Source organism: Pseudomonas sp. FSL R10-2189 (assembly GCF_009600325.1).
Classification (GTDB): domain Bacteria; phylum Pseudomonadota; class Gammaproteobacteria; order Pseudomonadales; family Pseudomonadaceae; genus Aquipseudomonas; species Aquipseudomonas helleri.
Window position 1 is genome coordinate 12,709 of sequence record NZ_WIVZ01000050.1, and the last position, 21,511, is coordinate 34,219.

At 54.8% G+C, this 21,511-nt stretch carries 19 protein-coding genes; all 19 read left to right on the forward strand.

The window, feature by feature from the left end; genetic code table 11:
- Nucleotides 1–474 precede the first annotated feature (474 nt).
- Nucleotides 475–2,367 carry a tRNA uridine-5-carboxymethylaminomethyl(34) synthesis enzyme MnmG gene (gene mnmG / locus GHO32_RS24000; RefSeq protein WP_123750926.1) on the forward strand — a complete coding sequence of 631 codons (1,893 nt, stop codon included), beginning with the start codon at nt 475–477 and terminating at the stop codon, nt 2,365–2,367.
- Complete coding sequence (rsmG, locus tag GHO32_RS24005) at nt 2,364–3,008, forward strand: 16S rRNA (guanine(527)-N(7))-methyltransferase RsmG (protein WP_153334525.1); 645 nt, start codon at nt 2,364–2,366, stop codon at nt 3,006–3,008. Before mnmG ends, rsmG begins: the two co-directional genes overlap by 4 nt.
- Before the next feature lie 18 nt (nt 3,009–3,026).
- Nucleotides 3,027–3,818 (forward strand): ParA family protein, encoded by a 792-nt coding sequence (locus GHO32_RS24010; protein WP_153334523.1) that lies wholly within the window; start codon nt 3,027–3,029, stop codon nt 3,816–3,818.
- Nucleotides 3,819–3,827: 9 nt separating this feature from the next.
- Nucleotides 3,828–4,700, forward strand: a complete 873-nt coding sequence (locus tag GHO32_RS24015) for a ParB/RepB/Spo0J family partition protein (RefSeq protein WP_048373567.1) — start codon at nt 3,828–3,830, stop codon at nt 4,698–4,700.
- A gap of 146 nt (nt 4,701–4,846) precedes the next feature.
- Nucleotides 4,847–5,254 carry a F0F1 ATP synthase subunit I gene (locus GHO32_RS24020; RefSeq protein WP_123750613.1) on the forward strand — a complete coding sequence of 136 codons (408 nt, stop codon included), beginning with the start codon at nt 4,847–4,849 and terminating at the stop codon, nt 5,252–5,254.
- A gap of 16 nt (nt 5,255–5,270) precedes the next feature.
- Entirely contained in the window at nt 5,271–6,140 is an 870-nt protein-coding gene (gene atpB, locus GHO32_RS24025; RefSeq protein WP_048373563.1) for a F0F1 ATP synthase subunit A, read from the forward strand.
- Nucleotides 6,141–6,260: 120 nt separating this feature from the next.
- Nucleotides 6,261–6,518 carry a F0F1 ATP synthase subunit C gene (gene atpE / locus GHO32_RS24030; protein ID WP_002555987.1) on the forward strand — a complete coding sequence of 86 codons (258 nt, stop codon included), beginning with the start codon at nt 6,261–6,263 and terminating at the stop codon, nt 6,516–6,518.
- Nucleotides 6,519–6,575: 57 nt separating this feature from the next.
- Nucleotides 6,576–7,046, forward strand: a complete 471-nt coding sequence (locus GHO32_RS24035) for a F0F1 ATP synthase subunit B (protein ID WP_048373561.1) — start codon at nt 6,576–6,578, stop codon at nt 7,044–7,046.
- Between the two features lie 12 nt (nt 7,047–7,058).
- Nucleotides 7,059–7,595 carry a F0F1 ATP synthase subunit delta gene (locus tag GHO32_RS24040; RefSeq protein ID WP_048373558.1) on the forward strand — a complete coding sequence of 179 codons (537 nt, stop codon included), beginning with the start codon at nt 7,059–7,061 and terminating at the stop codon, nt 7,593–7,595.
- Nucleotides 7,596–7,616: 21 nt separating this feature from the next.
- Nucleotides 7,617–9,161, forward strand: a complete 1,545-nt coding sequence (atpA, locus tag GHO32_RS24045; protein ID WP_048373556.1) for a F0F1 ATP synthase subunit alpha — start codon at nt 7,617–7,619, stop codon at nt 9,159–9,161.
- Nucleotides 9,162–9,211: 50 nt separating this feature from the next.
- On the forward strand, nt 9,212–10,072 hold the full coding sequence (gene atpG, locus GHO32_RS24050) for a F0F1 ATP synthase subunit gamma (protein WP_048373555.1): 861 nt from the start codon (nt 9,212–9,214) through the stop codon (nt 10,070–10,072).
- A gap of 27 nt (nt 10,073–10,099) precedes the next feature.
- Nucleotides 10,100–11,476, forward strand: a complete 1,377-nt coding sequence (gene atpD, locus GHO32_RS24055; RefSeq protein ID WP_017135118.1) for a F0F1 ATP synthase subunit beta — start codon at nt 10,100–10,102, stop codon at nt 11,474–11,476.
- A 53-nt stretch (nt 11,477–11,529) separates the two neighbouring features.
- Nucleotides 11,530–11,949, forward strand: a complete 420-nt coding sequence (locus tag GHO32_RS24060) for a F0F1 ATP synthase subunit epsilon (protein WP_371924508.1) — start codon at nt 11,530–11,532, stop codon at nt 11,947–11,949.
- Nucleotides 11,950–12,061: 112 nt separating this feature from the next.
- Complete coding sequence (glmU, locus tag GHO32_RS24065) at nt 12,062–13,429, forward strand: bifunctional UDP-N-acetylglucosamine diphosphorylase/glucosamine-1-phosphate N-acetyltransferase GlmU (RefSeq protein ID WP_153334518.1); 1,368 nt, start codon at nt 12,062–12,064, stop codon at nt 13,427–13,429.
- 348 nt (nt 13,430–13,777) lie between these two features.
- The gene (locus GHO32_RS24070) at nt 13,778–14,545 is read left to right on the forward strand and encodes a DeoR/GlpR family DNA-binding transcription regulator (RefSeq protein ID WP_048373548.1); all 768 of its coding nucleotides are present in this window, start codon (nt 13,778–13,780) and stop codon (nt 14,543–14,545) included.
- A gap of 9 nt (nt 14,546–14,554) precedes the next feature.
- On the forward strand, nt 14,555–16,390 hold the full coding sequence (gene glmS, locus GHO32_RS24075) for a glutamine--fructose-6-phosphate transaminase (isomerizing) (protein WP_153334516.1): 1,836 nt from the start codon (nt 14,555–14,557) through the stop codon (nt 16,388–16,390).
- A 269-nt stretch (nt 16,391–16,659) separates the two neighbouring features.
- Nucleotides 16,660–17,559 (forward strand): TnsA endonuclease N-terminal domain-containing protein, encoded by a 900-nt coding sequence (locus GHO32_RS24080; protein WP_045485366.1) that lies wholly within the window; start codon nt 16,660–16,662, stop codon nt 17,557–17,559.
- Nucleotides 17,552–19,720 (forward strand): Mu transposase C-terminal domain-containing protein, encoded by a 2,169-nt coding sequence (locus GHO32_RS24085; protein ID WP_103435499.1) that lies wholly within the window; start codon nt 17,552–17,554, stop codon nt 19,718–19,720. The genes GHO32_RS24080 and GHO32_RS24085 overlap by 8 nt, the downstream gene beginning before the upstream one ends.
- Nucleotides 19,717–21,165 (forward strand): ATP-binding protein, encoded by a 1,449-nt coding sequence (locus tag GHO32_RS24090; RefSeq protein WP_023048574.1) that lies wholly within the window; start codon nt 19,717–19,719, stop codon nt 21,163–21,165. The genes GHO32_RS24085 and GHO32_RS24090 overlap by 4 nt, the downstream gene beginning before the upstream one ends.
- Nucleotides 21,166–21,511: the final 346 nt, after the last annotated feature.

A 21,511-nucleotide genomic window follows, 5' to 3' on the forward strand; every position in this document is an offset into this window, starting at 1 on the left:
TCCCTTTTTAAGCTGCTGGCCGCTGGATGACGTGTTCATCCAGGCGGCTTTCGGCCGCCTTTTTGTTGGCCTGACAGGGGGATTTTCGTCGGATAAGCTCTGTGCATAACTGGCCCTTAGCTCAGTGGGTAAGTGGGCTTGAAAACTGAAGATAAACCCCTCTGTGGATAACGTTATCATTTACCCACAGGCTTAACGCACTTATTCACGCCCCTCATGGCCACATGACCACAGACTTTTGAATCTCTGTACAGTACGTAAAATAAGGCTCTTAGCAATCTATCCACAGAAAGGTGCCGCTATAGAAATAAACATAAAAACAAAGCTTTAATAAATTTCTTCTTTATTTATTTTTCTATCTTGCCTTATCCACACGCTGGTTAAATTTTGTGCAAAGGGTTCTTTAAGGAAGGCGAAGTCCCTATACTTCGCGGTCTATCCAAAAAACCCCTAGTAACAGGCACGAGGTGCGTGGTGAATTTCCCTTCCCGTTTTGCAGTGATCGTCATCGGTGGCGGTCACGCCGGAACCGAGGCTGCACTTGCTTCAGCACGCATGGGTGTAAAAACCCTGCTGTTGACCCACAACGTGGAAACCCTCGGGCATATGAGCTGCAACCCTGCGATCGGCGGGATTGGTAAAAGCCATCTGGTTAAAGAAATCGATGCCCTCGGCGGCGCGATGGCGACAGCAACAGATAAAAGCGGTATTCAGTTCCGCGTACTCAATGGCCGCAAAGGCCCCGCCGTGCGGGCAACCCGCGCACAAGCCGACCGCGCTATTTACAAGTCGGTGGTACGCGAAATTCTGGAAAATCAACCGAACCTGTGGATATTTCAACAAGCGGCGGATGACCTGATTGTTGAAAACGATCAAGTACGCGGTGTTGTGACCCAGATGGGCCTGCGTTTTCTGGCTGACTCGGTGGTTTTGACCACCGGTACGTTCCTGGGTGGACTTATCCACATCGGTTTGCAGAATTACTCGGGCGGACGCGCCGGTGATCCACCTTCGATTGCCCTGGCACACCGTCTGCGTGAACTGCCTTTACGTGTCGGTCGCTTGAAAACCGGTACCCCGCCACGCATTGATGGCCGTTCGGTTGATTTCTCGGTGATGACTGAACAACCGGGTGACACGCCGATCCCGGTCATGTCGTTCATGGGCAACAAAGAACAGCACCCGACGCAAGTCAGCTGCTGGATCACCCATACCAATGCGCGCACCCATGAAATCATTGCGTCCAACCTCGATCGTTCGCCGATGTACTCAGGTGTGATTGAAGGGATTGGCCCGCGTTACTGCCCGTCGATTGAAGACAAGATTCATCGTTTTGCTGACAAGGAAAGCCATCAGGTGTTTATCGAACCGGAAGGTTTGAACACCCATGAGCTGTATCCGAACGGCATTTCAACCTCGTTGCCTTTTGATGTTCAGTTGCAACTCGTGCAGTCGATCCGCGGTATGGAGAATGCCCATATCGTGCGACCTGGCTATGCCATCGAATACGATTATTTCGACCCGCGCGACCTGAAATACAGTCTCGAAACCAAGGTGATCGGCGGTTTGTTCTTTGCCGGGCAAATCAACGGCACCACCGGTTACGAAGAAGCGGGGGCACAAGGTTTGCTCGCCGGAACCAACGCAGCCTTGCTCGCACAGGGCAAAGACACCTGGTGCCCGCGTCGCGATGAAGCCTACATCGGTGTATTGGTTGATGACCTGATTACCCTGGGGACTCAAGAACCGTACCGGATGTTTACTTCCCGCGCCGAATATCGCCTCATCCTGCGTGAAGACAACGCCGATATGCGCCTGACCGAAAAAGGTCGCGAGCTCGGTTTGGTCGATGACGCCCGTTGGGCGGCGTTCTGCACCAAGCGCGAAAGCATTGCCCTGGAAGAACAACGCCTGAAAAGCACCTGGGTACGCCCGGGGACTGAGCAAGGTGAAGCGATTGCGGCCAAATTTGGCACACCGTTGACCCATGAATACAATTTGCTCAGTTTGCTGACGCGTCCGGAAATCGACTACGCCGGTCTGGTCGAAGTGACCGGTGAAGGGGCAAGCGACCCGCTGGTCGCTGAACAGGTTGAGATCAAAACCAAGTACGCGGGCTACATCGACCGTCAACAGGACGAGATTGCGCGTCTTCGCGCCAGTGAAAATATCAAACTGCCTGTGGATATCGATTACACAACCATTTCCGGGTTGTCCAAAGAGATCCAGAGCAAGCTCGGTGCAACACGACCCGAGACGCTGGGCCAGGCATCGCGGGTACCCGGTGTGACGCCGGCAGCGATTTCCCTGTTGATGATCCACCTGAAAAAACGCGGCGCTGGCCGCAAGTTGGAGCAAAACGCTTGAGTTCGCTGGTTACCGCACAACACGCTGAAGAGTTATCAACAGGTGCACGCCAACTGGGCGTCGCTTTGACCCAAACCCAGCACGAGCTGCTGCTGGGCTATCTGGCCCTGTTGATAAAATGGAACAAGGCCTACAACCTCACGGCAGTGCGTAACCCGGACGAGATGGTTTCGCGTCACTTGCTCGACAGCCTGAGCGTGATGCCGTTTATCGAAAACGGCCGCTGGCTGGACGTGGGCAGTGGCGGGGGGATGCCGGGTATTCCGTTGGCGATCCTGTTTCCTGAGTCGCAAGTGACCTGCCTGGACAGCAACGGCAAGAAAACCCGCTTTCTGACCCAGGTTAAACTTGAGCTCAAACTGGACAACCTGCAAGTTATCCACAGTCGCGTAGAAGAGTTCCAGCCTGAGCAGGCGTTCAACGGAATTGTTTCCAGGGCTTTCAGCAGCATGGAGAACTTCACCAACTGGACGCGGCACCTGGGCAACAGCGAAACACGCTGGTTGGCAATGAAGGGCGTTCATCCGGCTGATGAGCTGGTAGCATTGCCGTCTGATTTTCGTCTAGATAGCGAACACGCCTTGACCGTTCCAGGTTGCCAAGGCCAACGCCATCTGCTGATACTGCGCCGAACGGCATGATTGGGAACGCAAGCAAGAATGGCTAAGGTATTCGCAATAGCGAACCAAAAAGGTGGTGTGGGTAAAACCACCACCTGTATCAACCTCGCAGCATCGCTGGTCGCGACCAAGCGGCGCGTCCTGTTGATCGACCTTGATCCACAAGGCAACGCCACCATGGGCAGCGGTGTGGATAAACATGGTCTTGAGAACTCGGTCTACGACCTGTTGATCGGTGAATGCGACCTGGCCCAGGCCATGCACGTCTCCGAGCACGGTGGTTACCAACTGTTGCCGGCCAACCGTGACCTGACAGCAGCCGAAGTCGTACTGCTCGAAATGCAGATGAAAGAAAGCCGTCTGCGTACAGCGCTGGCGCCGGTGCGTGAAAGCTACGATTACATCCTGATCGACTGCCCGCCGTCGTTGTCGATGCTGACCTTGAACGCCCTGGTGGCAGCCGATGGGGTGATTATCCCCATGCAGTGCGAGTACTTCGCCCTCGAAGGCTTGAGCGACCTTGTGGATAACATCAAGCGCATCGCCGAGTTGCTTAACCCGAACCTGAAAATCGAAGGCCTGCTGCGGACCATGTACGACCCGCGCCTGAGCCTGATGAACGATGTGTCGGCCCAGCTCAAAGAGCACTTCGGCGAGCAGCTGTACGACACGGTGATTCCGCGAAACATTCGTCTGGCCGAGGCACCGAGTTACGGCATGCCTGCATTGGCCTATGATAAAAACTCCCGTGGCGCGATTGCTTACCTTGCCCTGGCCGGCGAGCTGGTTCGTCGTCAACGTCGCACCTCCCGCACTGCTCAGCCAACTTAAGGATATTCCATGGCCGTCAAGAAACGAGGTCTAGGACGTGGACTGGATGCACTCCTGAGTGGTCCTACGGTCAGCTCGCTGGAAGAGCAGGCCGTCAAGGTCGATCAAAGCGAACTGCAGCATTTGCCCCTGGACCTGATCCAGCGCGGCAAATATCAGCCTCGTCGCGACATGGACCCGCAAGCGCTCGAAGAACTGGCGAACTCGATCAAGACCCAGGGCGTGATGCAGCCGATCGTGGTGCGTCCGATCGCTGGCGACCGTTTTGAGATCATTGCCGGTGAACGTCGCTGGCGCGCCAGCCAACAGGCCGGTAAAGACACCATCCCGGCGATGGTGCGTGATGTGCCGGATGAAACCGCTATCGCGATGGCGCTGATTGAGAACATTCAGCGTGAAGACCTGAATCCGATCGAAGAAGCGATTGCCTTGCAACGCTTGCAGCAAGAGTTTCAGCTGACTCAACAACAAGTGGCCGACGCTGTGGGTAAGTCCCGGGTGTCTGTGGCTAACTTGTTGCGACTGATTTCATTGCCCGAAGTGATCAAAACCATGTTGTCCCACGGTGACCTCGAAATGGGCCATGCGCGGGCCTTGCTCGGTTTGCCGGACAACAAGCAGGTTGAGGGGGCGCGACACGTTGTCGCACGTGGCCTGACCGTACGCCAGACCGAAGCCTTGGTTCGTCAGTGGTTGAGCGGTAAACAAGAGCCTGCTGAACCGGTTAAAGCCGATCCCGATATCACTCGCCTCGAGCAGCGTCTGGCCGAGCGCCTAGGCTCTGCGGTGCAGATCCGCCACGGAAAGAAGGGAAAAGGCCAATTAGTGATTGGTTACAACTCCCTTGATGAGCTTCAAGGAGTGCTTGCTCACATCCGCTGAAACATTTCCTGTGTAGCGCGCAGTCGGAAATCACTACCTGACAGTTGAATAGGGGCTTCAGCGCCCCTATACTCTGCGCGCATTTTGTCGGCACAAATTATGCCAAGTTTTAGCTTTTGGCAGCCGACCATTGAGGAGCAGTTGTGATGGAGACACGCACGCCAAACCGCTTGCCATTCCATCGCTTGGCGGTTTTTCCGGTTTTGCTGGCTCAATTTGTCGTTTTATTGCTGGCTGCTCTGGGGCTCTGGCAATGGCAGGGAGTTGTAGCCGGATACTCAGGACTCTGCGGAGGCCTGATCGCTTTGCTACCCAATGTGTACTTTGCTCACAGAGCTTTCCGGTTTACCGGCGCTCGAGCAGCGCAAGCCATCGTCCGGTCGTTTTACGCTGGCGAGGCGGGCAAATTAATTTTGACGGCAGTGCTGTTCGCGCTGACGTTTGCAGGTGTGAAGCCATTGGCGCCGCTAGCTGTATTCGGCGTCTTCGTGTTGACCCAATTGGTCAGCTGGTTCGCTCCCCTGCTAATGAGAACAACACTTTCGAGACCTTAGGGCGTTTGAGGCAACCATGGCAGAAACAACCGCTTCGGGCTATATCCAGCACCACTTACAGAACCTGACCTTCGGGCAGCTACCTGATGGCGGCTGGGGCTTTGCTCACACCGTTGCAGAAGCTAAAGCAATGGGCTTTTGGTCATTCCACGTCGATACCCTCGGCTGGTCTGTATTCGTAGGCTTGCTGTTTATCTTCATTTTCCGCATGGCGGCCAAGAAGGCAACTTCCGGTCAACCAGGCGCACTGCAGAACTTCGTTGAAGTGCTGGTGGAATTCGTTGATGGCAGCGTAAAAGACAGCTTCCATGGCCGTAGCGCCGTGATTGCTCCGCTGGCGCTGACCATTTTCGTCTGGGTTTTCCTGATGAACGTCATCGACCTGATCCCGGTTGACTGGATTCCTCAGTTGGCCATCCTGATCACTGGCGATGAGCACTTCCCGTTCCGTGCCGTACCGACGACCGATCCTAACGCTACCCTGGGCATGGCCCTGTCGGTATTCGCGTTGATCATCTTCTACAGCATCAAAATCAAGGGCATCGGCGGTTTTATCGGCGAACTGACCCTGCACCCGTTCGGCAGCAAGAACATCCTGGTTCAAGCGCTGCTGATTCCGGTGAACTTCCTGCTCGAATTCGTGACGCTGGTTGCCAAGCCAATCTCGCTGGCACTGCGTCTGTTCGGCAACATGTACGCTGGCGAACTGGTATTTATCCTGATCGCCGTAATGTTCGGCAGCGGCCTGCTTTGGCTTAGCGGTCTGGGCGTGGTGCTGCAATGGGCGTGGGCTGTATTCCACATCCTGATCATCACCTTGCAAGCGTTCATCTTCATGATGTTGACCATCGTTTACTTGTCGATGGCGCACGAAGAGAACCACTAAGACCCGTTTCGGCGAGTCTGGTGCCCCTCCCGTTCCGGCGGGAGGGTGTAGCAAATTGATTTTGTTTTACCGCTTTAATCTAAAAACCTAAACCATACGACGTAAAAGTCGGGAGGAAAGATGGAAACTGTAGTTGGTCTAACCGCTATCGCTGTTGCACTGTTGATCGGCCTGGGTGCACTGGGTACCGCAATTGGTTTCGGCCTGTTGGGCGGCAAGTTCCTGGAAGGCGCTGCGCGTCAACCAGAAATGGTTCCAATGCTGCAAGTTAAAATGTTCATCGTTGCCGGTCTGCTCGACGCCGTAACCATGATCGGTGTTGGTATCGCACTGTTCTTCACTTTCGCGAACCCTTTCGTTGGTCAACTCGCTGGCTAATCACTCGAATTTTCGAGTTGATTAGAGTGATGGACAACGAACGAGCGAGGTGTTGGCGTGAACATTAATGCAACCCTGATTGGCCAGTCCGTTGCGTTCTTCATTTTTGTACTGTTTTGCATGAAGTTCGTGTGGCCTCCGGTCATCGCGGCATTGCAAGAACGTCAGAAGAAGATTGCGGCTGGACTGGACGCTGCTAACCGAGCAGCTCGTGACCTGGAGTTGGCCCAAGATAAAGCGGGTCAACAACTGCGCGAAGCTAAGGCTCAAGCAGCTGAAATCATTGAGCAAGCCAAGAAACGCGGTACTCAGATCGTAGACGAAGCCCGTGAACAGGCTCGCGTTGAAGCTGACCGTGTGAAGGCTCAGGCTCAGGCCGAGATCGAACAGGAACTGAACAGCGTCAAAGACGCCCTGCGTGCCCAATTGGGTGGCTTGGCTGTTGAAGGCGCAGAGAAGATCCTGGGTGCCACAATCGATCAAAACGCGCACGCGGAGCTGGTTAATAAACTGGCTGCTGAAATTTAAGCGAGGGCGATCATGGCAGAATTGACCACGTTGGCCCGACCTTACGCTAAGGCAGCCTTCGAGCACGCCCAGGCCCACCAGCAACTGGCCTCTTGGTCAGCCATGCTCGGCCTGGCTGCAGCGGTGTCGCAAGACGACACGATGCAGCGCGTGCTCAAGGCCCCGCGACTGACGAGCGCAGAAAAGGCCGCCACGTTTATTGACGTGTGCGGCGACAAGTTTGATGTGAAAGTGCAGAACTTCATCCACGTCGTTGCAGAAAACGACCGTCTCCTGCTTTTGCCGGAGATCGCCGCTCTGTTTGACCTGTACAAGGCCGAGCAAGAGAAGTCGGTAGATGTTGAAGTGACCAGTGCTTTCGCATTGAACCAAGAACAGCAAGACAAACTCGCCAAGGTTCTCAGTGCACGACTCGACCGGGAAGTGCGCCTGCAAGTTGCGGAAGACAAGTCCCTCATTGGGGGCATTGTCATTCGCGCCGGCGACCTGGTTATCGATGGCTCGATTCGCGGCAAACTCGCGAATCTTGCCGAAGCATTGAAATCTTGAGTTTGAAGGGGCAGCAGAGCAATGCAGCAACTCAATCCTTCCGAAATAAGTGAAATTATCAAGGGCCGCATCGACAAGCTCGATGTGACCTCCCAAGCCCGTAACGAAGGCACTGTCGTCAGCGTATCTGACGGTATCGTGCGGATTCACGGTCTGGCCGACGTAATGTCCGGCGAGATGATCGAGTTTCCGGGCGGCGTCTTCGGTATGGCCCTCAACCTGGAGCAAGACTCCGTAGGTGCCGTAATTTTGGGCGCTTACCAGTCTCTGGCTGAAGGCATGAGCGCCAAGTGCACTGGCCGCATCCTGGAAGTTCCTGTTGGTAAGGAACTGCTGGGTCGCGTAGTCGACGCACTGGGTAACCCAGTTGACGGCAAAGGTCCTCTGGGCAACACCGAGACCGACGCGGTCGAGAAAGTTGCTCCAGGCGTGATCTGGCGTAAGTCGGTAGACCAGCCTGTACAGACTGGCTACAAGGCTGTCGATGCCATGATCCCTGTCGGCCGTGGCCAGCGTGAGCTGATCATCGGTGACCGTCAGATCGGTAAAACCGCTCTGGCGATCGACGCGATCATCAACCAGAAAGACAGCGGCATTTTCTGTGTCTACGTAGCCATCGGTCAGAAGCAATCGACCATCGCTAACGTGGTTCGCAAGCTGGAAGAAAACGGCGCACTGAAAAACACGATCATCGTGGCTGCCAGTGCTTCTGAATCGCCTGCGCTGCAATACCTGGCTCCTTACGCCGGTTGCACCATGGGTGAGTTCTTCCGCGACCGCGGTGAAGACGCGCTGATCGTTTATGACGATCTGTCCAAGCAAGCAGTGGCTTACCGCCAGATTTCCCTGCTGCTGCGCCGTCCACCAGGCCGTGAAGCTTACCCAGGCGACGTGTTCTATCTCCACTCCCGTCTGCTGGAGCGCGCATCCCGCGTTTCGGAAGATTACGTAGAGAAGTTCACTAATGGCGCAGTGACCGGCAAAACCGGTTCCCTGACCGCATTGCCGATCATCGAAACTCAAGCTGGCGACGTTTCCGCGTTCGTTCCGACCAACGTGATTTCCATCACCGACGGTCAGATCTTCCTGGAATCGGCCATGTTCAACTCGGGCATCCGCCCTGCAGTGAACGCCGGTGTTTCGGTATCCCGTGTGGGTGGTGCCGCTCAGACCAAGATCATCAAGAAGCTTTCCGGTGGTATCCGTACCGCTCTGGCTCAGTACCGTGAACTGGCCGCATTCGCCCAGTTCGCTTCTGACCTGGACGAAGCGACCCGTAAGCAACTTGAGCATGGTCAGCGCGTTACCGAGCTGATGAAGCAGAAGCAATACGCCCCAATGTCGATCGCTGACATGGCGTTGTCGCTGTATGCCGCTGAGCGTGGGTTCCTGACTGACGTCGAAATCGCCAAGGTCGGCAGCTTTGAACAAGCGCTGATTGCTTACTTCAACCGCGATCATGCCGACTTGTTGGCCAAGATCAACGTGAAGGGTGACTTCAATGACGAAATCGACGCTGGCCTGAAAGCCGGTATCGAGAAGTTCAAGGCCACCCAAACCTGGTAAGCCGCAGCGGGAGCCGCAAGGCTCCCGCTTGCTAACCTGATAGGTGTTACATGGCAGGCGCAAAAGAGATTCGCAGTAAGATTGCGAGCATCAAAAGCACGCAAAAAATTACCAGCGCCATGGAAAAAGTGGCGGTCAGCAAAATGCGCAAGGCACAAATGCGCATGGCTGCTAGCCGTCCTTATGCGGAGCGCATCCGCCAGGTTATTGGGCATTTGGCCAACGCCAACCCGGAATACCGCCACCCATTCATGATCGACCGCGCAGTTAAGCGTGTGGGTTATGTGGTTGTGAGCAGTGACCGTGGTTTGTGCGGTGGTTTGAATACCAACCTGTTCAAGGCCCTGGTCAAGGACATGGCGGTAAACCGCGATAACGGCGTCGAGATTGATCTGTGTGTTGTTGGTAGCAAGGGTGCGGCCTTTTTCCGTAACTTCGGCGGTAACGTCGTTGCAGCTATCAGCCACCTGGGTGAAGAGCCGTCGATCAATGATCTGATCGGCAGTGTGAAGGTGATGCTGGATGCGTACCTGGAAGGCCGGATTGACCGCCTGTCCGTGGTATCCAACAAGTTCATCAACACCATGACCCAGCAGCCAACCGTGGAGCAATTGATTCCACTGGTGGCGACCCCGGATCAGGAACTCAAGCACCACTGGGACTACCTCTACGAACCAGACGCCAAAGAGCTGCTTGACGGCTTGATGGTGCGTTACGTGGAGTCGCAGGTGTACCAGGCGGTGGTCGAGAACAACGCAGCTGAACAAGCGGCGCGGATGATCGCGATGAAAAACGCTACCGATAACGCCGGTGATCTGATCAGCGATTTGCAGCTGGTCTACAACAAGGCGCGTCAGGCTGCGATCACCCAAGAGATCTCGGAAATCGTCGGCGGCGCTGCCGCGGTTTAACGGTTCAAATATTCAGAGGATCCAGCTATGAGTAGCGGACGTATCGTTCAAATCATCGGCGCCGTTATCGACGTGGAATTTCCACGCGACAGCGTACCGAGCATCTACAACGCGCTGAAAGTACAAGGCGCGGAAACTACTCTGGAAGTTCAGCAGCAGCTGGGCGACGGCGTAGTTCGTACCATTGCGATGGGTTCCACCGAAGGCTTGAAGCGCGGTCTGGACGTAGTCGACACTGGCGCAGCCATCTCCGTACCGGTCGGTAAAGCGACCCTGGGCCGGATCATGGACGTACTGGGTAACCCGATTGACGAAGCTGGCCCGATCGACACCGAAGAGCGTTGGGGCATTCACCGTCCAGCACCTTCGTTCGCCGAACAAGCTGGCGGCAACGATCTGCTGGAAACAGGCATCAAGGTTATCGACCTGGTTTGCCCGTTCGCCAAAGGCGGTAAAGTCGGTTTGTTCGGTGGTGCCGGTGTAGGCAAAACCGTAAACATGATGGAACTGATCCGTAACATCGCCATCGAGCACAGCGGTTATTCCGTGTTCGCCGGTGTGGGTGAGCGTACTCGTGAGGGTAACGACTTCTACCACGAGATGAAGGATTCCAACGTACTGGACAAAGTAGCGCTGGTTTACGGTCAGATGAACGAGCCGCCGGGTAACCGTCTGCGCGTAGCACTGACTGGCCTGACCATGGCTGAGAAGTTCCGTGACGAAGGTAACGACGTTCTGTTGTTCGTCGACAACATCTACCGTTACACACTGGCCGGTACTGAAGTATCCGCACTGCTGGGCCGTATGCCTTCGGCAGTAGGTTACCAGCCGACCCTGGCTGAAGAGATGGGCGTTCTGCAAGAACGTATCACTTCGACCAAGGAAGGTTCGATCACTTCGATCCAAGCGGTATACGTACCTGCGGATGACTTGACCGACCCGTCGCCAGCGACCACCTTCGCCCACTTGGACGCCACCGTCGTACTGTCCCGTGACATCGCTTCCCTGGGTATCTACCCAGCGGTCGATCCACTCGACTCGACTTCGCGCCAGCTGGACCCGAACGTGATCGGCCAGGAGCACTACGACACCGCTCGCGGCGTTCAGTACGTGCTGCAGCGTTACAAAGAACTGAAGGACATCATTGCGATCCTGGGTATGGACGAGCTGTCGGAAGCCGACAAGCAGTTGGTAAACCGTGCTCGTAAGATCCAGCGCTTCTTGTCGCAGCCGTTCTTCGTGGCTGAAGTCTTCACCGGTGCTTCGGGTAAATACGTTTCCCTGAAAGACACCATTGCTGGCTTCAAAGGCATCCTCAACGGTGACTACGACCACCTGCCAGAACAAGCGTTCTACATGGTTGGCGGCATCGAAGAAGCGATCGAGAAAGCCAAGAAACTGTAATTCGGGCGCCCGGAAACGGGCGCTAATCAGGTTGAGGCAATCAGATGGCTAATATGACAGTCCATTGCGATATCGTCAGCGCGGAAGGAGAAATCTTTTCCGGTCTGGTTGAGATGGTGATTGCGCACGGTGCACTGGGTGATCTTGGTATCGCTCTGGGTCACGCTCCGCTGATCACCAGTCTGAACCCAGGTCCGATCCGCCTGATCAAACAGGGTGGCGAAGCCGAGGTGTTTTACATCTCTGGTGGTTTCCTCGAGGTTCAGCCGAACATGGTCAAGGTGCTTGCCGACACCGTGCAACGTGCTGCCGACCTGGATGAAGCCTCTGCTCAGGAAGCCGTTAAGGCTGCCGAGAAGGCCCTGAACGAAAAAGGCGCAGATTTCGATTACGGATCTGCTGCCGCACGTCTGGCCGAGGCTGCAGCTCAGCTGCGCACCGTCCAGCAAATCCGCAAGAAGTTCGGCGGTTAAGCCGTTGCTGATTGTGTGATTGATTAAAAAGGGTAGCCTCGGCTACCCTTTTTTCATTTCCGCGAACTACTTTTGGTCGCATTCGCTGACCACCCAGGATTGGTAGCCAGTCATGTCTCTCGATATCGTTATTCTCGCCGCAGGCCAGGGCACCCGCATGCGTTCGTCTCTACCCAAGGTCCTTCACCCGGTGGCCGGTAATTCCATGCTTGGGCATGTTATCCACAGCGCCCGCCAACTTAAGCCGACCGGTATTCACGTGGTCATCGGCCATGGTGCCGAATTGGTCCGCGAGCGTTTGGCCGCTGATGACCTGAACTTTGTGCTGCAAGACAAGCAACTGGGTACCGGCCACGCCGTGGCGCAGGCCCTGCCATTTTTGACCGCCGAAAATGTGCTGGTGCTGTACGGCGACGTACCGTTGATCGAAGTCGACACCTTGCAGCGCCTGCTCAAGCAAGTGAGCCCGGAGCAACTGGGCCTGCTGACCGTGAACCTGGCTGACCCGACGGGCTATGGCCGTATCGTGCGTGATGCCACCGGCAAGGTCAGCGCCATCGTTGAGCATAAAGATGCCACCGATGAGCAACGAGCCATCACCGAAGGCAACACCGGCATTCTGGCTTTACCGACCGCTCGCCTGGCTGACTGGATGAGCCGTCTGTCGAACAACAATGCTCAGGGCGAGTATTACCTGACTGACGTCATTGCCATGGCGGTGAGTGATGGCTTGGTAGTGGCCACTGAACATGCCCATGACCCGATGGAAGTGCAGGGTGCCAATGACCGTAAACAGCTCAGCGAGCTGGAGCGTCATTACCAGTTGCGTGAAGGCCGTCGACTGATGGCATTGGGCGTGACTCTGCGTGACCCGGCCCGTTTTGATGTGCGCGGTGAAGTGACCGTCGGTCGCGACGTGCTGATTGACATCAACGTGATTCTTGAAGGTCGCGTGGTGATCGAAGATGACGTGGTGATTGGTCCGAACTGCGTGATCAAAGACAGCACCTTGCGCAAAGGTGCAGTGGTCAAAGCCAACAGCCACCTTGACGGTGCGGTACTGGGCGAGGGCAGTGATGCCGGTCCTTTCGCGCGCTTGCGTCCGGGCAGCGTGCTCGACGCCCGCGCCCATGTGGGTAACTTTGTTGAGTTGAAAAACACCCACCTGGGTGAAGAAGCCAAGTGCGGCCACCTGACCTATTTGGGCGATGCCGAAGTAGGCCCGCGCACCAACATCGGGGCCGGTACCATCACCTGCAACTACGACGGTGCCAACAAGTGGAAAACCGTGTTGGGTGCGGATGTGTTCATCGGTTCCAACAACTCGCTGGTAGCGCCTGTGGATATCTCTGATGGCGCCACCACTGCGGCTGGTTCGACCATCAACCAAAATGTTGAAGCCGAGCAATTGGCCGTGGGCCGTGCCCGCCAGCGCAACATCGATGGCTGGAAACGCCCGGTGAAACAACCGAAGCCGTAAGTTAACTCCCCACTGTAGGCGCTAGCTTGCCTCGCGATCTTTTTACACAACGAAAGATCGCAGCCTTCGGCTCCTCCTACAGAACAGTTATCCACAGCTCGAATTGATTGTTTTGTTACAAATTTAAGTCATCGTATAACTGTTTTAAATCAATGACTTACCCAAAGCCTTATCCATCACCTGTGGATAAGGCTTTGTTTTATCTGCTCTTTATTGCCCGCCAAACCCCCGCCCGCAGGGGACAAAAGTGAGTTATTCACAAAATAATCTGCAACAAATTCTTGACGTGAATTTCGAGATCGGGTTTCATTGCTTTCGTTATCTTTCGAACCGAAACTTAGAGCCCACATGTCCAAGCGCAACACCCCCCAACGCAGACACAACATCATGGCCTTGCTCACCGAGCAGGGCGAAGTCAGTGTGGATGAATTGGCCAAGCGCTTCGAAACCTCCGAGGTCACCATTCGTAAGGATCTGGCGGCACTCGAAAGTAATGGCTTGTTACTGCGTCGTTATGGCGGCGCCATCACCATGCCGCAAGAACTGGTGAGTGACGTCCCTCAGCCTGTCTCCCTCTATAAGCAAGCCATCGCCCGTGTGGCCGTCGGCCTGATTAAAGAACACGCGCGGATCATCATCGACAGCGGCAGCACCACGGCGTCGATGATTCCGCAACTGGGCCTGCAACCGGGCCTGGTGGTGATGACCAACTCCTTGCACGTGGCCAACGCGCTCAGTGAACTTGAGCACGAACCTGTGCTGTTGATGACCGGCGGCACGTGGGATCCGCATTCTGAGTCCTTTCAGGGACAGGTGGCGGAGCAAGTGTTGCGCTCTTACGACTTCGACCAATTGTTCATCGGTGCTGACGGGATCGACCTGCAGCGTGGCACAACAACTTTTAACGAGTTGTTGGGTCTGAGCCGGGTCATGGCCGATGTCGCGCGTGAAGTGATTGTGATGGTCGAGTCCGACAAGATCGGCCGCAAAATACCCAACCTGGAACTGCCCTGGAGCAGCGTCCATACCCTTATTACAGATGATCGCCTGCCCAAAGAGGCACGCGAACAGATTCAGGCCCGGGGCATAACACTGTTATGCGCCGCCCTCGATTAGGAGAAATTTATGTGTGGAATCGTTGGCGCAGTCGCCGAACGTAATATCACGGCCATTCTGCTCGAAGGCCTGAAGCGTCTTGAGTACCGTGGCTATGACAGCGCCGGTGTTGCCGTGTTTACCAACAACGGTACGCTGGAGCGCACGCGCCGTAACGGCAAGGTGTCTGAGCTGGAACAAGCCCTGGCCGGTGAACCGCTGGTGGGCCGTCTGGGCATCGCCCACACCCGTTGGGCCACCCACGGTGCGCCGTGCGAGCGCAATGCGCACCCGCATTTTTCGGGCTCGGATCTGGCCGTTGTGCACAACGGCATTATCGAAAACCACGAAGCCCTGCGCGAGCAGCTCAAAGGCCTGGGCTACGTGTTCACCTCGGACACCGACACCGAAGTCATCGCCCACCTGCTGCAACACAAACTCAAAGAACAAAGCGACCTGACCGAAGCCCTGAAGGCCACGGTTAAAGAGCTGCACGGTGCATACGGCCTGGCCGTGATCAGCGCCAAACAACCTGATCGCCTGGTTGCTGCCCGCAGTGGTAGCCCGCTGGTGATTGGTCTGGGCCTGGGCGAAAACTTCCTTGCGTCCGACCAATTGGCCCTGCGCCAAGTGACTGACCGCTTCATGTACCTGGAAGAAGGCGACATCGCTGAAATCCGTCGTGACAGCGTGCAAATCTGGGATGTGGACGGTCAGACCGTTCAGCGTGAAACCGTGCAATACCGCGACGGTGCCGAAGCCGCCGACAAAGGCGAGTTCCGTCACTACATGCTCAAAGAAATTCACGAGCAGCCAAGCGTTGTCCAGCGCACCCTGGAAAACCGTCTGGGTCAGGACCACGTTCTGGTTCAGGCCTTTGGCCAAAACGCCAAAGAACTGTTCGCCAAAGTGCGCAACGTCCAGATCGTGGCCTGCGGTACCAGCTACCACGCCGGTATGGTTGCCCGTTACTGGCTGGAAAGCCTGGCCGGCATCCCGTGCCAGGTCGAAGTGGCGAGCGAGTTCCGCTACCGCAAAGTTGTGGTACAGCCAGACACCCTGTTCGTGTCGATCTCACAATCGGGCGAAACCGCTGACACCCTGGCAGCACTGCGCAACGCCAAAGAACTGGGCTTCCTTGGCAGCCTGGCGATTTGCAACGTCGGCATCAGCTCGCTGGTTCGTGAGTCTGATCTGACCCTGCTGACCCAAGCCGGTCGTGAAATTGGCGTGGCATCGACCAAAGCCTTCACCACCCAATTGGTCGGCCTGCTGCTGCTCACCTTGTCCCTGGGCCAAGTGCGCGGCACCCTCGAAGCCGGTGTTGAAGCGCAACTGGTTGAAGAACTGCGCCGCCTGCCGACCCGTCTGGGTGAAGCCCTGGCGATGGACGCTACCGTTGAGAAAGTCGCTGAACTGTTCGCCGACAAACACCACACCCTGTTCCTGGGCCGTGGTGCGCAGTACCCGGTGGCGATGGAAGGCGCGCTCAAGCTCAAAGAAATTTCGTACATCCACGCTGAAGCCTACCCGGCGGGCGAACTGAAACATGGCCCGTTGGCACTGGTGGACAACGACATGCCAGTGGTCACCGTTGCGCCGAACAACGAACTGTTGGAAAAACTGAAATCCAACCTGCAAGAAGTTCGCGCACGTGGTGGTGAGTTGATCGTCTTCGCTGACGAACAAGCCGGCATGAGCAACGGCGAAGGCACCCATGTGATCAACATGCCGCACATCCACGACGTGCTGGCGCCGATCCTCTACACCATCCCGTTGCAACTGCTGTCTTACTACGTGGCCGTGCTCAAAGGCACCGACGTGGACCAGCCGCGCAACTTGGCTAAATCGGTGACGGTGGAATAAGTATTTCCACGGCATTGGGTGAACATGTTTTTGATTAATAAAGGTTGTCACAAAACAATAAAGGTTGTCACAACGTAATAAAGGTTGTCACAAGGCTGGCCCCGACCGCACATCAGGCCGGAGCCAGGCCTTGGAGATTTGGGTGACAATCCTCTATGCACCGCTGTGACTGTTGTCCTGGCTGAGCCCGCTCGCTGGCGTGTCCTCTTTACACGACACACCAGCCTCGTTCCGTTCGAGTGGGTCGCCCAATCATGAGCGACTTGAACATGGCATCTGCGCCCGTAGCTCCGGTCAAGGCTGCCCACCGCCAGCTGATGACCCAATCAAAAATAGATAAAAAAATTAAATCAGGCCGTGGAAGTGGAGTGAGAGATTCCTATAAACCATGGATCAAGGTGTGGGAAATCAAATCAAAGGGTGTCTCCCATATGATTGCGGGAGTTAAGATTTTCCGCACTCATCACCTGCTGTCCAATGCGGAGCGAGATTACCTCACTGTACTTGAGCACGACGCCTCGATCATTGATATCCGAGAGCAGTACCCCCTGCTTACACAGGCTGAGACTCAAGCAATTGCCTCAAGCATAAATTGTCGTCACCCTGTATATCCTGGTACGCAGATACCTGTCGTTATGACGACGGACTTTCTCATCACCTTCTTGGATCCCTCTGGTGAAACGAGGTTAGCTGCTCGCTCAGTAAAATATAGAAAGGAATTTGAGCAGGCTGATCTTCATGTGCGGAATCGAATAGCTGAAAAGCTCGCTATTGAGGAAAAATACTGGTCAATGAGGGGCGTGGACTGGAAGCTGGTCCTGCACGAAAACCTCTCGAAGATTAGATTAGCGAACCTCAGAGTTCTCAGGACTTATGCCAATATCCATCCCTCGTTGCCGACTGAGAAAAATATAGGGAACTTACTTGAATACATCGCGGGGTCAAAGACGGATCAAATACCCTTAAAAGCTCTTTTGGAAAAGGCGTCACGTGATATCTATATTGACTATATGAGCGTGAAGCGGCTCTTCCATCACCTGCTATGGATCGGCCGTTTAGAGTCTGATCTTACCTCGAAAATAATAAGCTTGTCGCAGCCGTTGCACGTATGGCCGAGCCATCGGTCAGCGGCTTTGTCTCCGCCAACCGAGGTTTCTCATCATGCTTGATTTTCAAATTAACAGCATTGTTTCTCCCGGCGAAGAACCGAGCTTACTAAAAAAGGCAGTTAGGGTCTTAGGCATAAATAATGATACTGTTATCGTGATTGAGCTGAATATGAATCCAGGCAAGCCTTGGCAGATTGATAAGTCAGTTTTAATTGACGAAATTGATTCAGGGCGCGCGGTCTTAAGTCCAGAAATGGTTCCTTTACATCTGCTCAGAAGCGACGATGAAATTAGTGAAAATGAAAAGGCGAGCCGAAATCGAAATTGGAGTCTTATAAGAAGTTTAGTAGAAGATCGCTCTGCCTTGGATATTCTTGGTCCTGATTTTGGGAAGCTTGTTGCGACGCATGCCATAGAGACAGGGGTAGAGCGTAAGCAGATATACCGGCTTCTATACCGCTATTGGAGTATGGGTCAGACACCTAACGCGTTTCTTTGGAACACAAGCGCTTGCGGCGGACGTGGGAAGAAAAAGGATCGGTCCTCAGGTATTATCCCCGGTCGGCCGCGTAAGTATCTTGGTGTCGTTGTCAATGATGGTGGTGCCATCCCGCTCGAACAGCGCCATCTCTCTCATATCCGTTTGGCTTACGGGCGAGTCGCTAGCGGCAAGTGTGGCACCCTGAAAGATGCACATAAGTGGATGTTAAACAAATTTTATAGAGCGACTCTCCCTGACGGATCGAAAGGAAATATTGTACGCGGCAGTTACCCGACTACTGCACAGCTTAGATATCACGGTAAATTATTTTTCGATGACCTGTATAAGCTCAAGGTGCGTGGCGGTTCTATCAGGTACAACAAAGACCATCGGGCTATCGTTGGCTCAGCATCCCAAGGCCTGATAGGCGCAACGCAGCGATATGAGATAGATTCTACCATCGCTGATGTCTATTTAGTGCATCGCGTTAATAGGCTGTGGCTCATTGGGCGTCCGATACTTTATGTAGTCGTCGATACCTACACCAGAATGATTGTAGGAATTCACGTGGGCCTTGAGGGGCCCAGCTGGAATGGGGCTAGACACGCGATATACAACGCTTGCACCTCAAAGGTTGAGTTTTGCAAACGATACAACGTAGACATTGAGGAAGCTGACTGGCCATGCTCGCATTTGCCAGTCGAAATTGTGGCTGACCGGGCTGAACTTCTAAGCGAGGCGGGGGCAACGCTCTCCCAAAGCTTGGGGCTTGGGGTGCAAATTTTGCCTCCTTTCAGGCCTGATTGGAAAGGGATCATCGAAAGCCGTTTCCGTCTGATCAATGAACACCTCGACTTGAAGTTCGTTCCAGGCGGAGTGGATGCTCGTAAAATGGAGCGCGGCGATAGGGACTACCAACTCGATGCCATTTTGGATATCGACGAGTTCACCGAAATGGTTATTGTAGGAGTCTTGGCTCACAATAAGAGCCTGCGGATACCACACCTTTTAAATCGCGAGATGATTGCCGGCGGAGTGGAAGCAACGCCTATAGCGATTTGGAATTGGTCGAAGGATAATAGCCCTATAAATTCAAAAGTAGTATCGCCGGCTGAGTTGAAAATCGCTCTATTGCCCTCTCAGCAGTGTCGTATAAGTCGAGGCGGTATTGTTTTCCAAGGCGTACAGTATACATGTCAAACAGCGTTACGCGAGGAGTGGTTGGAGCGCTCGCACAACCTGCGGACGAAATATGTTCGAGTATTCTATGATCCTAACTCTATTGAAAATTGTTGGATCAAGTCAGAAGCAGGTTTTGAGGCTTTAACTATTGTACCGCAGCAACGGCAGAAATATGGTGGACTCCGTATGGAGGAGGTTCTTGATATGATCCATGTCCTGAACCAAGTTTCGCCGGATGCCCGTTATGACAGTGATAATACTGCGGCGCTGGTAAGGGGGCGGCAAGAGGAAATCTTTGACCGGGCCAAATCCAAACGTGTCGCTCAGGGTGACCCGAAATCGAATGCAGATTTCAAGCGGGACAAACGTGCCAAGCGTGCTACCGAAGCTCAGACCGAGCGCGATTCCCATACCGCTGATCTGAATCAGCTACGCGTTGTGGATAACATACCTCCTGTGGCAGAAAATTCTAAGCTAGTCACCGGCAGGCCCAGTTCCGCGAGAAGCGCGGCGTTTCTGAAACTAGTCGTCAGCGAGGGAAGCGAGGCTGAGACATGAACGATTTGACGTTCTCCCCCGCAGAATACATTCCTACAGGCATGCCTCAGTACGATGGCAACCCGCTGATCGAATGCTTGCCTAGAATTCTGTCGGATGTAGATGTGGTCAGGCGCGTTGGGAACCTTCCGCCGAAGCCCGACGAGGCCGAACGAGCGTTGCCACCGAAGCTTCGCGGTCATGGGATCAACCGGCTGAAAGATGTTGTTGTTCCATTCGAAATTCACCTGCGCCTTGAAGACCTTTTCAGCCAGCTGATTCGCTACGGATATATGGGACGCAATCCGCTGTTGGCCTCATCTGTTAGGCATCGGCTGCCTTCCTCAGCGGAGGCCAAGGGCCACGGATTCATGTCCACCGCTGAGACGATGACGCTCATCGGCTTGAGTGGTATGGGTAAGACCACAGCGCTCAATTCCATCGCAAGGCTTTATCCGCAGGTGATCAGCCACAGCAGATATAAAGACGCCATTCTCATCGAAACCCAGGTCGTGTGGCTAAAGATTGAGTGCCCTCATGACGGCTCGTTGCGCGGTTTCTGTGCAGCATTCTTCTCAGCGTTGGATGCTGCGTTAGGAGTCGACAAATACTCGCGCAGGGGCGGTTCTGGCAACAGCATCAGCGTAATGCTCCAGCACATCAGTCAGCTGTGCAAAACCTTTTTCATTGGTGCTTTGATCATTGATGAAATGCAGCATCTTTGCTCCTCGCGGGGGGGACAGGATCGGGAAAAGTTGCTGAATTTCTTCGTAACTTTATCCAACGATGCAGGCGTTCCGCTGGTGTATGTAGGGACCAACGCAATGCTCCCGCTGTTTTCTGGTGTGCTGCGCAACGCCCGAAGAGCGGCGGGGATGGGACCCATCGCTTTTGACCGATTCAGCGAAGACGATCCGTTTTGGGAGCACTTGGTGTCCCAACTCTGGGCCTATGACTGGACGGCATCATGCGCCCCCCTGACGAAGGAGCTCTTGTCCAAGATCTATGATCTCGCCCAAGGCAATACTGATTTCCTAGCGAAACTGCTTATGCTTGCGCAGCGTCATGTAATTTGGGAGGGCCTCGACGCTATTACGCCAGCGGTGCTTCAGCAGGTGTATGACAATCAAATGAGGCTTCTACACAAGCCCATCGAGGCTCTACGAAGCGGTGATCCTCTTCAGATTGCTGACTTCGAGGACATGATGCCTACAAAAGACCAGATCGCCCAGATGATGAACTACGACTTGGCTCGCCGGGCCGACAGAGCTCATCTTTCGCTACTTACCCAGGCCGCGATCACTCCTCCACCTCAAGCCAAGGATAAATCGGCATCGAAGGCTACGGGTCGTACCGTGGTCCCGGTTGCTGACGGAGCATTAGCTAACGTGCATTTTTCGAAGGACGAAGACCTTCAGGCTCAGCTCGAACAGCGCGGCTGGGTGGATAGGGATTCCTCCTGGTGACATGAGGATCGGGAGCTCAAGGCAGTGGCTAACCTTCTGTTCTTCCCCCAGCCGTTCCCGGATGAGTCGCTCTACAGCCTGGCCGTGCGCTATCACAAGCTAGCGGCCAATCCAGGATACCGCGTGTCAAGCCACGAGCTCTTCGGTAGCTACTCGCGTACCTGTGGTTCCATTTTGCCATGCTGCTTAGGGGCTCTGTCTGAGCGTCTGGGAGGCGCCATTCCCGTAGGAGAGTTGATCAATCGCTTCACACTTTTACCGCTTTATTTGTAAGCGTCCGCCCAACTCACCTTGCGTAAGTTAGGGCTTGCGCCCACTGATGCGGCAGCAGTTGACCAATCTCACT

Coding starts and splice junctions, on each gene's coding strand:
- GHO32_RS24010 (WP_153334523.1), top strand. CDS start 3,027: ATGGCTAAGGTATTCGCAATAGCGAACCAAAAAGGTGGTGTGGGTAAA.
- atpG (WP_048373555.1), top strand. CDS start 9,212: ATGGCAGGCGCAAAAGAGATTCGCAGTAAGATTGCGAGCATCAAAAGC.
- atpE (WP_002555987.1), top strand. CDS start 6,261: ATGGAAACTGTAGTTGGTCTAACCGCTATCGCTGTTGCACTGTTGATC.
- GHO32_RS24090 (WP_023048574.1), top strand. CDS start 19,717: ATGAACGATTTGACGTTCTCCCCCGCAGAATACATTCCTACAGGCATG.
- atpD (WP_017135118.1), top strand. CDS start 10,100: ATGAGTAGCGGACGTATCGTTCAAATCATCGGCGCCGTTATCGACGTG.
- GHO32_RS24085 (WP_103435499.1), top strand. CDS start 17,552: ATGCTTGATTTTCAAATTAACAGCATTGTTTCTCCCGGCGAAGAACCG.
- GHO32_RS24060 (WP_371924508.1), top strand. CDS start 11,530: ATGACAGTCCATTGCGATATCGTCAGCGCGGAAGGAGAAATCTTTTCC.
- GHO32_RS24015 (WP_048373567.1), top strand. CDS start 3,828: ATGGCCGTCAAGAAACGAGGTCTAGGACGTGGACTGGATGCACTCCTG.
- atpA (WP_048373556.1), top strand. CDS start 7,617: ATGCAGCAACTCAATCCTTCCGAAATAAGTGAAATTATCAAGGGCCGC.
- atpB (WP_048373563.1), top strand. CDS start 5,271: ATGGCAGAAACAACCGCTTCGGGCTATATCCAGCACCACTTACAGAAC.
- GHO32_RS24020 (WP_123750613.1), top strand. CDS start 4,847: ATGGAGACACGCACGCCAAACCGCTTGCCATTCCATCGCTTGGCGGTT.
- glmU (WP_153334518.1), top strand. CDS start 12,062: ATGTCTCTCGATATCGTTATTCTCGCCGCAGGCCAGGGCACCCGCATG.
- GHO32_RS24040 (WP_048373558.1), top strand. CDS start 7,059: ATGGCAGAATTGACCACGTTGGCCCGACCTTACGCTAAGGCAGCCTTC.
- GHO32_RS24070 (WP_048373548.1), top strand. CDS start 13,778: ATGTCCAAGCGCAACACCCCCCAACGCAGACACAACATCATGGCCTTG.
- GHO32_RS24080 (WP_045485366.1), top strand. CDS start 16,660: ATGGCATCTGCGCCCGTAGCTCCGGTCAAGGCTGCCCACCGCCAGCTG.
- glmS (WP_153334516.1), top strand. CDS start 14,555: ATGTGTGGAATCGTTGGCGCAGTCGCCGAACGTAATATCACGGCCATT.